The sequence below is a fragment of the Mycobacterium sp. NGS18 genome, from assembly GCF_059813185.1.
The window spans coordinates 272,829-286,265 of record NZ_JCALEC010000001.1; the positions used below are offsets into that span (position 1 = coordinate 272,829).

At 66.3% G+C, this 13,437-nt stretch carries 12 protein-coding genes; 7 read left to right on the forward strand and 5 right to left on the reverse strand.

The window, feature by feature from the left end; translation table 11 throughout:
- Positions 1–24 precede the first annotated feature (24 nt).
- Positions 25–1,248 (reverse strand): PucR family transcriptional regulator, encoded by a 1,224-nt coding sequence (locus AC5Y31_RS01340; RefSeq protein WP_499977491.1) that lies wholly within the window; start codon positions 1,246–1,248, stop codon positions 25–27.
- A gap of 155 nt (positions 1,249–1,403) precedes the next feature.
- On the opposite strand from AC5Y31_RS01340, the gene AC5Y31_RS01345 reads away from it, so the two are divergent.
- From AC5Y31_RS01345 to nrdF, 3 genes are all read left to right on the forward strand, one after another.
- Positions 1,404–3,359: a hypothetical protein gene (locus AC5Y31_RS01345; RefSeq protein ID WP_499977492.1), complete on the forward strand. Its 1,956-nt coding sequence runs from the start codon at positions 1,404–1,406 to the stop codon at positions 3,357–3,359.
- A gap of 120 nt (positions 3,360–3,479) precedes the next feature.
- Entirely contained in the window at positions 3,480–4,991 is a 1,512-nt protein-coding gene (locus tag AC5Y31_RS01350) for a flavin-containing monooxygenase (RefSeq protein ID WP_499977494.1), read from the forward strand.
- A gap of 97 nt (positions 4,992–5,088) precedes the next feature.
- Entirely contained in the window at positions 5,089–6,063 is a 975-nt protein-coding gene (nrdF, locus tag AC5Y31_RS01355; RefSeq protein WP_207511561.1) for a class 1b ribonucleoside-diphosphate reductase subunit beta, read from the forward strand.
- A gap of 28 nt (positions 6,064–6,091) precedes the next feature.
- Here nrdF and AC5Y31_RS01360 read toward each other — a convergent pair whose 3' ends face one another.
- Positions 6,092–6,793 (reverse strand): nitroreductase family protein, encoded by a 702-nt coding sequence (locus tag AC5Y31_RS01360; protein WP_499977497.1) that lies wholly within the window; start codon positions 6,791–6,793, stop codon positions 6,092–6,094.
- Between the two features lie 18 nt (positions 6,794–6,811).
- Positions 6,812–7,447 (reverse strand): HD domain-containing protein, encoded by a 636-nt coding sequence (locus tag AC5Y31_RS01365; RefSeq protein WP_207511571.1) that lies wholly within the window; start codon positions 7,445–7,447, stop codon positions 6,812–6,814.
- A gap of 152 nt (positions 7,448–7,599) precedes the next feature.
- On the opposite strand from AC5Y31_RS01365, the gene AC5Y31_RS01370 reads away from it, so the two are divergent.
- The 3 genes from AC5Y31_RS01370 (at position 7,600) to AC5Y31_RS01380 (ending at position 10,295) form a co-directional block, all read left to right on the forward strand.
- On the forward strand, positions 7,600–8,544 hold the full coding sequence (locus AC5Y31_RS01370) for a GlxA family transcriptional regulator (protein ID WP_499978095.1): 945 nt from the start codon (positions 7,600–7,602) through the stop codon (positions 8,542–8,544).
- Positions 8,545–8,687: 143 nt separating this feature from the next.
- Positions 8,688–9,833, forward strand: a complete 1,146-nt coding sequence (locus AC5Y31_RS01375) for an MFS transporter (protein WP_207511569.1) — start codon at positions 8,688–8,690, stop codon at positions 9,831–9,833.
- 48 nt (positions 9,834–9,881) lie between these two features.
- Entirely contained in the window at positions 9,882–10,295 is a 414-nt protein-coding gene (locus AC5Y31_RS01380) for a DoxX family protein (protein ID WP_065022840.1), read from the forward strand.
- Positions 10,296–10,300: 5 nt separating this feature from the next.
- Here AC5Y31_RS01380 and AC5Y31_RS01385 read toward each other — a convergent pair whose 3' ends face one another.
- Positions 10,301–10,975 (reverse strand): FadR/GntR family transcriptional regulator, encoded by a 675-nt coding sequence (locus AC5Y31_RS01385; protein ID WP_499977498.1) that lies wholly within the window; start codon positions 10,973–10,975, stop codon positions 10,301–10,303.
- Positions 10,976–11,116: 141 nt separating this feature from the next.
- On the opposite strand from AC5Y31_RS01385, the gene AC5Y31_RS01390 reads away from it, so the two are divergent.
- Positions 11,117–12,283 (forward strand): CynX/NimT family MFS transporter, encoded by a 1,167-nt coding sequence (locus AC5Y31_RS01390; protein WP_499978096.1) that lies wholly within the window; start codon positions 11,117–11,119, stop codon positions 12,281–12,283.
- Between the two features lie 14 nt (positions 12,284–12,297).
- Here AC5Y31_RS01390 and AC5Y31_RS01395 read toward each other — a convergent pair whose 3' ends face one another.
- The gene (locus tag AC5Y31_RS01395; protein WP_499977500.1) at positions 12,298–13,350 is read right to left on the reverse strand and encodes an NAD(P)-dependent alcohol dehydrogenase; all 1,053 of its coding nucleotides are present in this window, start codon (positions 13,348–13,350) and stop codon (positions 12,298–12,300) included.
- Positions 13,351–13,437 lie beyond the last annotated feature (87 nt).

Sequence of the window (13,437 nt, forward strand, 5' to 3'; positions counted from 1 at the left end):
GCTGTCGTCGCGCGACCTGTGGCGCTAGGCGCCCCGCCAGCGCAGCGCCTCCAACGCCACCGCCACCCGAACGCTGTTGTCGGCCAACGGCGTCGGCAACAATTCGTCGGCGCGAGCGATCCTGCGCAGCAACGTATTTCGGTGCAAGAACATCCGTTCTGCTGCTCGTGAGGCGTTGCACTGCTGATGGATGAACGTGAGGGCGGTTTGCTGTAGTTCGGCGTCGGCCGAGGCGAAGTCGCCGAGCGTATGCGTGATGAATCGGTCCGCTTGTTCGGGTTCGGCGCTGATCAGGGCCACCAACTCGATATCGGTGAAGCGCGCGACGCGCTGGGAGGAACCCAGCCGCATCATCATGCGTTGCGTGGTGACGGCGTCGAGATGGCTGCGCCGGAATCCGTCTATGCCGGCGGCTGTTGTCCCGACCGCGATCTGCACCCCAGGAAGGTTGTCCACTGCAGCAGCGACACCCGTCACGTCCGGGCCTGCGGGGCCCGGTATCCACACCCATTGCGTGACTGCGCTCGCCAGCACCGACAACGCGCGCTGCCCGCCCTCGGTGCGGGTCAGCGCCTCGGCCGCCGCGTCCAGGTCGGCCAGGTTGGTGGTGGACTGATCACCCCAGATCACGGCGGCGGTGTGGTTCTGCTGCAGCCGGTAACCCAGCCGGCTCTCGGCGCGCTGCCTGGTGATCGCCGCACCGTCCAGGATCAGCGCGACGGTCTCCCGGCGTTCGGCGTGCGTTCCCCGGGTCAGCGCCTCGCGTTCCAGCTGCATCTGTGAGCCGATTCCGGCGATGGTGGCGTCGATGAACGACGTCAGCGATCGGGAGGTCACGTCGAGCAGTTCGCGCAGTTCGTCGGCGTCGCGGGTGAGGGTGAACGCGGTCTGCATCCAGGACCGCCAGGCCACGTTCGTCCCGACCCGATAGGCGTCCAGCACCGCCGATTCGTCGAGACCGCGGCGGAACCCGTCGCGGACGATGAGCAGTGCCTCCGTCGAGAGGTTGGCCGCTACCGGCTCGCCGGGATGGCTGAGATTGGCGGCCGCCCAGTGCATCAGGTTGGACCGGTTGCTGCGACGGATGCCTTCGGCGAGGACCGGATCCGAGGCGATGGCTTGCGTGTACACCGCCGACAGGGTGGCTTCGTGGAGCTCGTCGAGCGCGTCCGGGGGAGCGCTGACCAAGGCCTGGGCGGTCTGCTGGATCAGCTCGCACACCCGCTCGGACGGTCGCTCCCACTCCATTAGCTGAGGTTAGCGGCAGTGGTGCACTATGCAGCGGCAACGCGGCCAATTCGGTGCGAATTGCTCTTACGTCTGAGATTCGGCGCAGCGAACAATCAGGTCGCTATCAGGTGACAGCCGTCACAGCGCACCTTGACCACACACCGGAGGACCACATGTCGCGCATCGGATCCACCCAACGCGTAGCCGTCGAGCGCGCCAACGAGAAAGCCGCCCAGCGGCGCCGGCTGCGGCAACGGCTGCGTGTCGTCGCCGCCACGGCACCGGGAGCGGTGGCCGGGGCGCTGGCGATGACGTTGGCGACCCCGCATGCGGTCGCCGCGACGGGGCCGACGGCTGCCATGCAGTCGATCATCGACCAACTGCTCGATGCACAGCAGCAGGTGTACGACACGAACAGCCAGTATCCGTTCATCATTCCGTCGGATCTTGACTCGCTGCCGCAGTACATCCAGGGCCTGGCGGCCACCGAGCTGGCGTTGCAATACGGCGAGATGTTCAGCCCCAACACCGGAATCCAGTGGTTGCTGGGGTTCCCGTGGGACGCCAACTCGGCCGACCCGGGACAGTTCTACATCCTGGTGAACCCGGACAATCAGTACGGCGTCATCCCGATCAGCGCGGATGGCACGTACACGATGACGGTCCACCCCGGTGCCGGCAGCCTCGATGTGTCGTTCACAACGCTGTCGGGCACGATCGGTTCGGAGCAGGGCTACTTGCCCACCGGCCATGTGCTCAGCCTGTCCGGGGCCACGCCGAATGCTGACGGCAGCTACACGATCACCTTCAGCTCCACGCCGCATGACGGGAACTGGATCGACACCAGTGGTGCCGAAACCATGCTCATTCGCAACTCCATCGGTGACGCCGGACTGCCGCACGACTTCTTCTCGCTCCAGCAAGAGGGCGTCGCGCCGACGTACCACCTACCGTTCCTCACAGACGAGCAACTGACGACGCTGTTGAGCAACGTCGCCAGGGATATTCCCACCACCAATGCCGATGCCGTCTACTACGACCAGACCAGGATTCCCGATTCGCTACCGCCCAACTGGATGACCCCGATCGCATCGTCGACCACCGCGATCAACGGACTCATGCCCGGTCAATACAGCACGATGGGGCACTTCCAGCTGGATGACGATGAGGCGTTGATCGTCAAGGTGCCCAACCTCGATGCCCGGTACTCCGGCCTGGAATTGGCCAACGCCTGGGGGCAGAACGTCCCGATCGTGACCGCGCAAGGCAGCCTGAACAGCACCCAGACGTTCGAAGATCCTGACGGATACACCTACTACGTTGTCAGCGCCAAAGATCCCGGGGTCGCCAACTGGATCGACACCGGCGGCCTCGTCAACGGAATGCTCGGAGTTCGCTGGCAGGGCGTGGAGGGCAACCCGACGGGTTCCCAGACGTTCTCCCAGGTGGTGAATGTCGCCGACGTCAAGGATTATCTGCCGGCCGATCACCCCCTTGTCAGCCCCGAAGAGCAGGCGGCGCTGCTGCACGAGCGCCTGTTCAATTGGAACTACAACCAGGACCAGGACCACGACATCTCCTGGCTGGGGGCCAACCTCCTGCGCTACCAGGTTATGGCCGCGATGGGCGAGGAGAACTTCGAGAAGATCTTCGGCAGCCAGATTGACGCGCCGACGGTCTGGGACCGGATGAGCGACCCCGCGCTGATGCCGAACCTGGACGCCGTCGCTTCGGAGTTCTTGACCAATCCGGCCGGTGCTATGGCGGCGTTCGTCAGCAATATGCCGTTGGCGGTCAAAGACATCGAGATGCCGATACTGCTGGCCATGATGAGTTCGAAGGCTGTCGCGGACCAGACCTGGCAGAGTTTGCAGGGCGACTTCAGCTCCGGCGACTGGACGCAGGCGTTGACGACGCTGACCGGTGGTATGGAAAGGCTCGGAACGGTCTTCGATATGGCCTGGGACGACCCGACCACCGGCATCATCGCGGGCCTGCTCAACGCGCGGGACGACATGTCGACCGGAATCCTGAACGCCGGCAACAGCTTCGACCTGAGCCCGTACTCACCGCTGATGGAGTCGCTGGTCGATCTGAACAACCAGGTCACAGCAGCGCTGATGGGCTGAGTGCCGTGACCGCCGTGCCGCCTACCCGCTGGACGCCTGCGGGACGGCGGCACGGGCGTTGACGGACTCAGGTCCAGCAAACACACTGAACATCGATACCCGAAAAGGGAGGGACGCGCGATGACGCTGACCGATCACACCGCTGATGACGCCGGCCAACGTGCACCGGTACGCACCCGGGCGCTCATCATCGGCACCGGATTCTCCGGCCTGGGCATGGCCATCGCGCTGCAGAAGCAGGGCGTGGAGTTCCTCATCCTGGAGAAGGCCGACGAGATCGGCGGGACTTGGCGTGACAACACTTATCCAGGCTGCGCCTGCGACGTGCCGTCGCATCTCTACTCGTTCTCCTTCGAGCCGAAGGCCACCTGGAGTCGGCTGTTCTCTCCGCAACCGGAGATCCTTGACTACCTCAAGGGTGTCACCGACAAATACGACCTGCGTCGCCACATCCGGTTCGGTTCGAAGGTGACCCGCGCGGCGTGGGACGACGACGAGTTCCGCTGGCATGTGTTCACCGAAGACGGCCAGGAGTATGTGGCCCAGTTCGTGGTCTCCGGCGTCGGTGGTCTGCACATTCCGCGGCTGCCCGACATCGACGGGATCGACGAATTCGCCGGTACCGCATTCCATTCCGCGCAGTGGGACCACAGCGTGGACTTGACCGGCAAGAGGGTCGCGGTCATCGGAACCGGCGCCAGCGCGATCCAGATCGTGCCCGCGATCGTCGACCGGGTTGCTGAACTGCAGCTGTACCAGCGCACCCCCGCGTGGGTGGTACCGGTGCCGCATCATCAGCTGCCGGGTGCGGTGCGACAGGCTTTCGCGGTGGTGCCCGGCCTGCGCTACGCGGTGCGGGCGGGCATCTACTGGGCGCTGGAAGGCGTGGGATTCGCGATGACCAAGCGGCCCGGCCTGCTGCGTCTGATCGAGGCGGTCGGCAAACTGAACATCCGTCGCCAGGTCCGCGACAAAGAACTGCGCCGCAAGCTGACGCCGAAGTACCGGGCCGGTTGCAAGCGAATCCTCTATTCCGGCAACAACTATTACCGGGCGGTGGCCGATCCGACGACGACGCTGATCACCGACCGGATATCCCGCATCACCCGGAGCAGCATCGTCACCGCCGACAACGTGGAGCGCCCGGTCGACGTCATCATCTACGCGACCGGATTCCATGTCACCGACTCCTACACCTACGTCGGCATCATCGGGCCGAACGGCGAGGATCTGGTGGAGCGCTGGAACCGTGAAGGAGTGGAGGCGCACCGCGGTATCGCTGTTGCCGACATGCCCAACCTGTTCTTTCTGCTGGGCCCCAACACGGCGCTGGGCCACACCTCGGTGGTGTTCATGATCGAGTCGCAGATCCGCTACGTCGCCCAGGCGATCGCCGCCGCCGACAAAGCCGGCGCGCAGGCCTTGGCGCCCAGCCGGGCCGCCCAGGACCGTTACAACGCCGAGCTTCAGGACAAGCTTGCCGGCTCGGTGTGGATGACCGGCGGCTGCAACAGCTGGTACCTCGACGAGCACGGCGTCAACCGCACCCTGTGGAGCGGGATGACCTGGCAGTACTGGCAGTCCACCCGCTCGTTGCGGGCGGGCGAGTACCGTTTTTCCGGAGTGGGCTGAGGCGACACGCAGACACAACTTCTTGTGTTGCCGCGGGTTGTCGGCCCCCAGGGGTAGTGTCGGAGGCCTAGCTTCCCGCGGGTGAAATGGGGTTGTGGTGAGCGAAAAAGTGAAGCTGATCGACCGGGTCTCGGCGATCAACTGGAACCGGGTCCAAGACGACAAGGACCTCGAGGTCTGGGACCGGCTGACCGGAAACTTCTGGCTGCCCGAGAAGGTGCCGGTCTCCAACGACATCCCCTCTTGGGGGACGCTGACCGATCAGGAGCGGCAGCTCACCATGCGGGTGTTCACCGGCCTGACGCTGCTGGACACCATTCAGGGCACCGTCGGCGCGGTCAGCCTGATCCCCGACGCGCTGACCCCGCACGAGGAAGCGGTCTACACCAACATCGCGTTCATGGAGTCCGTGCACGCCAAGAGCTACAGCCAGATCTTCTCCACGCTGTGCTCGACCAACGAGATCGACGAGGCGTTCCGCTGGTCGGAGGAAAACACCAACCTGCAGCGCAAAGCGGCCATCGTCATGCAGTACTACCGCGGTGACGAGCCGCTCAAGCGCAAGGTGGCCTCCACGCTGCTGGAGAGCTTCCTGTTCTACTCCGGCTTCTACCTGCCGATGTACTGGTCGAGCCGGGGCAAGCTGACCAACACCGCCGACGTGATCCGGCTGATCATCCGCGACGAGGCGGTGCACGGCTACTACATCGGCTACAAGTTCCAGCGCGGACTGGCCGCCCTGGATGAGGCCAAGCGCCAAGAGCTCAAGGACTACACCTACGAGCTGCTCTTCGAGCTCTACGACAACGAGGTCGAGTACACCCAGGACCTCTACGACGGGGTCGGGCTGACCGAGGACGTCAAAAAGTTCTTGCGCTACAACGCCAACAAGGCGCTGATGAACCTCGGCTACGAGGCGTTGTTCCCGCGCGACGAGACCGACGTCAACCCGGCGATCCTGTCGGCGCTGAGCCCCAACGGCGACGAGAACCACGACTTCTTCTCCGGGTCGGGGTCGTCGTACGTGATCGGCAAGGCCGTCATCACCGAAGACGAAGACTGGGAGTTCTAAAGGCCCCGGGCCGGGCCCCGCCGCATTCTCAACCGACCGTGGCCAGGTCGGGCGCCAGATAGTCGTGCGGCCACAGCGGCTCCGGGACGTCGACGCCGAACGGTGCACCCCAGCGGTTTCGTGATGAAACCTCCTGCACGGGACGACGATTGGCAGCGACACCCCACTTACCCCGTGGGTAGCCCAGTGCGAGCATGGCTGACATCGTCCAGCCTTGCTCAACGGGCACGCCCAGCAGCTCGTTGACGCGGTCGGTGAAGTTGCGGAGCACCATCGTCATGACCCCGCCGACGCCCTCGGCGCGGGCGGCGAGCAACGCGCTCCAGATCGCCGGGTAGATGTTGGCTCCGCCGAGGTCGTCGATGGCGAAGACGAACAGCAACAGCGGAACTTCTTCGAAATGGTCGGCCAGATAATCTCCGGAGTCCCTCATCCGGCGCATGGTCTCGACATGGTGGGTCGGATCCGCGCCGGGAGCCGGAGCGACCATCGGCCCCGTCCCCGTGGCGAACTTCTGGTATTCGACGGCACGGGCCTGTCGAAACAGCTGGGCCAGCTCGCGTTTGAGTTCCGGGTCGTCGACGGCGAGGAAGTGCCAGCGTTGCGTGTTACCCCCGTTGGGTGCGCGTACGGCCGCGTCCAGGATGCGGGCCTGGGTGTCCAGTGGGATCGGATCGGGTCGCAGCCGCCGCATCATCCTGGTGGTGTACAGCGCTTCGTGGATCTCCATGTTGCCTGCTCCTTTCCGCTATTCGGGCCATGGGCTGTTGAGAATGCTGTCGACCAGGTTGCCGCGCTGGAACGTCGGGTCGAAATGGGCCAGTATGTCGTCGTTCATCGTCCCGAACGTGGTCTCCGGACGATGCTTCATACCGTTGTGGAACGCCGCCAGAATGCGGTTCTTGAAGTCGGGGCGCGGATGGGCGGCGACCACCGCGTCGATGTGCGCCGCGTCCAGATCAGCCCGGCCCACACCGACCACATCGGTCTTGACACCCGCTGCGAGCAAGTGCGTTTCGGTGTCGAGGCGTCCGGTGATCTCCGGCGTCGTGTGTAGTGCGATGCCCAGCCACACCCGGTCGGCGTCGGATTGCGCTATGCCGCGGGCCACCAGGAACTCGCGTGCGGCGTCGGCGCCGTCGATCTCGAAACGCTGGGTCGAATTCCGGTAACGCGGGGTGAGGCCGAAGTCGTGAAACATCGCCGCCACATAGAGCAGTTCCAGATCTGGTTGTCGCCCCGACCGGCGACCGTGCAGCGCGCCGAACAGATACACCCGTCGGGAGTGGTGGAAGAGCACGTCGTCCTCGGCGCTGCGAATGAACTCGGTCGCCTCACGGGCGAGCGGCGTGTCGGGTATGACGACGTCAGCGATGGTCTCGATCCGCTGAATGGTCACAGTCGGTCTCCTTGGTTGGTCGAACAGAAACCAGCCTGCCGCCGATGTGCTAGGTCCACGCGGTGCGATCGAGCCGTCAAAACCTCAGATTGCGACACAATGAAGCCGTGGCTGACGCCAGCGCACCACCGCGGGTCATGGTGATCGTCGTCTTCGACGACGTGACGATGTTGGATGTCGCCGGAGCCGGTGAAGTCTTCGCCGAAGCCAACCGGTTCGGCGCCGACTACCGGATCAAGATCGCCTCGGTGGATGGGGGTGACGTCACCACCTCGATCGGGACGCGTTTAGGTGTTACCGACGCCCTGTCATCGATCGAATCCGCCGACACCGTCATGATCGCCGGCGCCGACAACCTGCCGCGCCGTGCGATCGATCCGGAGCTGGTGCAGGCGGTGAAGTCCGTCGCGGGCCGCACCCGCCGGCTGGCCTCCATCTGCACCGGGTCCTTCGTTCTCGCGCAAGCCGGTCTGCTGAACGGCCGCCGCGCCACCACCCACTGGCATGACGTCCGGTTGTTCGCTCGCGCCTTCCCCGAGGTCACCGTCGAGCCGGACGCGATCTTCGTCCGCGACGGCGAGGTGTTCACCTCGGCGGGGGTTTCCTCGGGTATCGACCTGGCGCTGGCGCTGGTCGAGATCGACCATGGCGCCGAGCTGGTCCGGGCCGTGGCCCGGTGGCTGGTGGTCTATCTCAAGCGCGCCGGCGGGCAGTCGCAATTCTCCACGCTGGTCGAGGCCGACCCGGCCCCGCAGTCCGCGCTGCGAGCGGTTACCGACGCGATTGCCGCTGATCCCGGCGCCGATCACCGGGTCAGCTCGCTTGCCATCCGGGCCAGTCTCAGTACGCGGCAGCTGACCCGGTTGTTTCGATCCGAGCTGGGAATGACCCCGGCCGACTACGTCGAAAAGGTCCGCGTCGACGCCGCGCGGGCCGCCCTGGACGCCGGCTACAGCGTCACCGACGCCGCACGGCTCGCGGGCTTCGGCAGCACCGAAACTCTGCGACGGGTGTTCGTCGATCACCTCGGCGTCTCCCCGAAGGCCTACCGGGACAGATTCCGCACCGCTCTGCGTGGCTGAACGCCGGCCCGCGCGTCGCCTTTTTGGACGAATGACGAGTCGACCGCGCTTCACGGTGTTTGCATATTCCAGTGGGGAGCGTTGATCGACCAGATCTCGGCGCCCGCCGGGGTGTGCAGCTGGCCCTGGCCACTTGGGTGTCGATGATCAACTTCTGGGCCTGGAATCTCATCGGCCCGGTGGCCATGACCGATGCGGCGCGGATGTCGCTGGGCAGTACCCAGGTCGCGATGCTGGTCGCCACCCCGATCCTGGCCGGCTCGTTGGGCCGGATGGTGGCCGGGCCGCTGACCGATCGGTTCGGCGGCCGCACGATGTTCATCGGGGTGTCGCTGGCCTCGATCGGGCCGGTGCTGGCGGTGGGTGCGGCCGAAGCCGCCGGCTCCTATCCACTGGTGCTGGCCTCGGCTCTGCTGCTGGGCATACCCGGGACGGTGTTCGCGATCGGTATTCCGTTCGCCAACAACTGGTATGAGCCGGCTCGCCGCGGTTTCTCCACGGGTGTGTTCGGGATGGGCATGGCAGGCACGGCGCTGTCGGCGTTCTTCACCCCGCGCATGGCGCGGCGATTCGGGTTGCTGTATACCCACTACATGGTCGCGGCCGCGCTGGCGGTCACCGTCGTGGTGTGCGTCGTGGTGATGAGCAACGGCGAGTACTTCTCTCCCAACACCGCGCCGGTGGTGCCCAAGCTCAAGGCGGCTGCCGGGCTGCGGGTCACCTGGCAGATGTCGCTGCTCTACGGCGTGGTGTTCGGCGGCTTCGTAGCGTTCAGCAACTACCTGCCCATCTACATCAAGACCATCTACGGGTTCTCGCAGGTGGCTGCCGGTGAACGCACCGCCGCGTTCGCGCTGGCCGCGGTGTTGGCCAGGCCCGTCGGCGGCGCGCTGGCCGACCGTATCGCGCCCAAGTACGTGGTGTTGGCTTCGCTGGCGGTCACCGCGGTGATGGCCGCCGTCGCCGCTCTCAAGCCGCCGCCCGACGTCTGGTCGGCGGCCACGTTCATCACGCTGGCCGTTGGGTTGGGTATCGGCACCGGTGGCGTCTTCGGGTGGGTGACCCGCCGCGCTCCGGCCGGCTCACTGGGAGCTGTCACCGGAATCGTCTCCGCGGCAGGGGGATTGGGCGGCTACTTCCCGCCGATCGTGATGGGCGCGACCTACGATCCGGTGCGCAACGACTACACCGTCGGACTGTTGTTGCTGGTGGCGACCGCGCTGATCATGTTCGCCTACACCGCGTTGCGGCTACACGCCCGCGAGCCGGAAGCCTCGGCAACCGCATAGTGTTGCAGTCACGCCGATCTCATCACGATCACCTTCGAGGAGTGCAGGATGACGACAAACAGCGACGCCACCACGCCGCGACGCTCTCGGGCATGGACCGCCGGAGCCGGGCTCACCGCTCTGCTGGGGCTGTTCTTTGCGTTCGACAGCATCCCGAAGATCCTCGGTGTGTCCTTCGCCCGCGAAGGCACCGAAGCGCTCGGCTTCTCCCCGGACAAGACCGCGGTGATCGGCTGGGTCCTGCTGGTGTGTCTGATCGTCTTCCTGATTCCGCGCACCGCCGTGCTGGGTGCCCTTGGCCTCACCGCCTACCTGGGCGGGGCGGTGACCATGAACCTGCATGCCGACAAGCCGCTGGCGGGTTTCGTGTTGTCCGGGGTGTATGTCGGCGTGTTGGTGTGGATCGCGCTCATCCTGCGCCGGCCGGAATTGCTGCGGGTGTTGGGAATTCGGCGCACCTGAGCGACTCAGCTTGGCGGCAGCCGATTTAACAGCTCGTCGAGGAATCCGCCCGCCTCGCGTCCGGCCGCCTCGACGTCGCCGGCGGCGATCGCCTCCACCAGGCCCCGGTGCCGGATCTGGTCCGAATGCACCGGTGTGGCGCTCGTCGTGGCCACACTGGCCATCACCACCTCGGTGAGCCCGCAGTACAGCTCGGTCAACACCGGATTGTGCGAGCAGCGCACCACCGCGAGATGAAAATCGGTGTCCGACCGAACGAAGTCGGAGTGTCGGCCCTGCTGCTGGTGGCTGTCGCGGCGATCCAACAGGGCGCGCAACGCGACCAGGTCGTCGTCGGTGCGGGCGATCGCGGCCAGACGGGCCCCCTCCACCTCCAGGCAGCGCCGTACCTGCAGCACGTCGCGCAGCTCAGAGCCGCACAGCCGGCGCACTGCACCGGACACCTCGCTGGTGGCGCGCACATAGGTCCCGTCACCTTGGCGGACCTCCAGGATGCCGCTATGGGACAGTGCCCGGACCGCCTCGCGCACGGTGTTGCGGCCGACGCCGAGCGCATCGGCGAGTTCGGGCTCGGTGGGGATTCGTGAATCGACCGGCCATTCGCCGCCGGTCACCGAGGCGCGAAGCTGTTCGATCACCTGATCTACCAAGCCGGTGCGGCGAGTGGTGACCAACGGCACAGCATCCTCCCTTCATCCAATCATAGGATGTATGCGATCCTACTTCAGGTGACCCGCGCGCCCCGTACCGCAACACGCGACCAGTACGAGCATGATCTCGAACTGGAACTCGAGGGTGCCGCCGAGTTCCGGCCGGCGACGATGGCGGCCGGCGGCGCGCTATTGACCGTCGCGGTGGTGCTGACCGCGCTGAACCTGCGCCCGGCGATCACCAGCGTGGGGCCGCTGCTCCCGGAGATGCGGGCAGCACTGGGTGTCTCGGACACCTGGGCCGGCGTCCTGACCACCCTGCCGGGTCTGTGCTTCGCCGGAGCCGGACTGGGCGCGCCGTGGTTGTCCCGCCGGATCGGATTGGGCCGCACGGTCTCGGCGGCACTGCTCACCCTCGTGGCGGGATTGCTGATCCGGGTGTGCGACGGACCTCTGGTCGTGCTCGGCGGAACACTGGTGGCCACCGCCGGCATCGCGTTGATCAACGTGCTGATCCCGGTCATCATCCGGGGGTCGTTTCCGGCGCAGGTCGGTCTGATGACGGGTATCTACACCGCGGCGCTGCAAGGGGGAGGAGCACTGGGCTCCGCGGTCACCCCGATACTCGACAACGCGTTGGGAGGCTGGCGCTCGGCGCTGGGGGCATGGAGCGCGCTGGCGTTGCTGGCGCTGGCGGCCTGGGTGGTGGGGGCCCGCGGATTCGAGCGGGCGGCCACCGCCGCACCCGCACCCGCGGTCGCGACAAAGGGCCGGTCGCTGTTGCGCAGCAAGCTGGCCTGGACCGTCACGCTGTTCTTCGGCACCCAGTCGTTCCTGGCTTACGTGGTGATGGGCTGGCTGCCCGAGGTGCTGATCGAGAACGGCACCAGCGAAACGCGCGCCGGACTGCTGCTCGGGTTGATCTCGCTGATCGCGGTGCCGATCAGCCTGATCGTCTCGCCGCTGGCCACCCGCCGCGACAGCCAAAGCGGATGGATCGTCGGCCTGGGCGTGCTCGGCATCGCCGGAATACTCGGTCTGCTGATCGCGCCGGCCGCCGCACCGCTGCTGTGGAGTGTGCTGGTGGGGCTGGGAATGAGCGTTTTCTCCTTGGCGCTCACCGTGATTGCGCTGCGCGCCCGCGACGCCGAGGACACCGCGCGCCTGTCGGGGATGGCGCAGGGTTTCGGCTACCTGCTGGCCGGCGTCGGCCCCTTCCTGTTCGGTCTGTTGCACCACGTGAGCGGCGGCTGGACCGTGCCGTGGCTGATGATGCTCGCTGTCTACCTGGTGCAGACCCTGGCGGGCGCCCTGGCCGGGCGGGGCCGCTACGTGTGAGGCAGAAGTCCAGCTCAGACCTGTCGCAGTGACGCGGTGTTGATGACGAAGCGGTAGCGCACGTCGGAGGCCAGCACCCGCTCGTAGGCGGTGTTGACGTAGTCCGGTTCGATTACTTCGATCTCGGGGCGCACCCCGTGCTCGGCGCAGAAGTTCAGCATCTCCTGGGTCTCGGCGATCCCGCCGATCAACGACCCCGACACACTGCGCCGCATCCGGACCAGCGGGCCCGGCGGCACCGCCAGCGCACCCTCGGGCATGCCCAACTCGACCAGCGTGCCGTCCAGGGTGAGCAGGTTCAGGTACGCGCCCAGATCCAGGTTCGCCGAGACGGTGTTGAGGATGATGTCGAAGTTGCCGCGCAGCTTCTTGAACGTCTCGGGGTCGCTGGTGGCGTAGTAGTGCTCGGCGCCCAACCGCAGCCCGTCCTCCATCTTCTTCAGCGACTGCGACAGCACCGTCACCTCAGCGCCCATCGCGGCACCCAGCTTGACGGCCAGGTGACCCAGTCCGCCGAGGCCGACGACCGCAATTCGCTTGTCGGGGCCGACATTCCAGTGGCGCAGCGGCGAGTAGGTGGTGACGCCGGCGCACAGCAGCGGCGCGGCGGCGTCCAGCGGAATCTCGTCCGGGATGCTCAACACGTAGTTCTCGTCGACCACGATCGCACCGCTGTAGCCGCCCTGAGTGGGCTGGCCGTCGCGGCCGACGCCGGCGTAGGTGCCGACCATGCCGCCGCCGGTGCAGTACTGCTCGTGGCCGGCCAGGCAGCTGGGGCATTCCCGGCAGGAGTCGACGAAGCAGCCGACGCCGACGCGGTCGCCGACCTTGAACTTGGTGACCTGCGCACCGACCGCGGTCACCACCCCGGCGATCTCGTGTCCGGGCACCAGGGGGTACTGCGGGCGGCCCCACTCGGCTTTGACGGTGTGGATGTCGGAGTGGCAGATGCCGGCGAAAGCGATGTCGAAGGCGACGTCGTGCGGGCCGGGGTCCCGGCGGGTGATGGTGGTCTTGCTCAGCGGGTCGGTCGGCGACGTGGCGGCATAAGCGGAAACGGTGCTCATCGGTGATTATCTCTCTTCGCGACTCGGCGTTTTTATATAGCCTAGCGAAGTAAATTGTGTGGTGGTTGTCCGTTCCCGGGCTAGGCG

Bases quoted from the DNA above. Each gene is read 5' to 3' on its own strand.
- AC5Y31_RS01340 (WP_499977491.1), bottom strand. From the start codon at position 1,248: ATGGAGTGGGAGCGACCGTCCGAGCGGGTGTGCGAGCTGATCCAGCAG.
- AC5Y31_RS01395 (WP_499977500.1), bottom strand. From the start codon at position 13,350: ATGAGCACCGTTTCCGCTTATGCCGCCACGTCGCCGACCGACCCGCTG.
- AC5Y31_RS01375 (WP_207511569.1), top strand. From the start codon at position 8,688: ATGATCAACTTCTGGGCCTGGAATCTCATCGGCCCGGTGGCCATGACC.
- AC5Y31_RS01380 (WP_065022840.1), top strand. From the start codon at position 9,882: ATGACGACAAACAGCGACGCCACCACGCCGCGACGCTCTCGGGCATGG.
- AC5Y31_RS01360 (WP_499977497.1), bottom strand. From the start codon at position 6,793: ATGGAGATCCACGAAGCGCTGTACACCACCAGGATGATGCGGCGGCTG.
- AC5Y31_RS01390 (WP_499978096.1), top strand. From the start codon at position 11,117: ATGGCGGCCGGCGGCGCGCTATTGACCGTCGCGGTGGTGCTGACCGCG.
- AC5Y31_RS01350 (WP_499977494.1), top strand. From the start codon at position 3,480: ATGACGCTGACCGATCACACCGCTGATGACGCCGGCCAACGTGCACCG.
- AC5Y31_RS01345 (WP_499977492.1), top strand. From the start codon at position 1,404: ATGTCGCGCATCGGATCCACCCAACGCGTAGCCGTCGAGCGCGCCAAC.
- AC5Y31_RS01370 (WP_499978095.1), top strand. From the start codon at position 7,600: ATGGTGATCGTCGTCTTCGACGACGTGACGATGTTGGATGTCGCCGGA.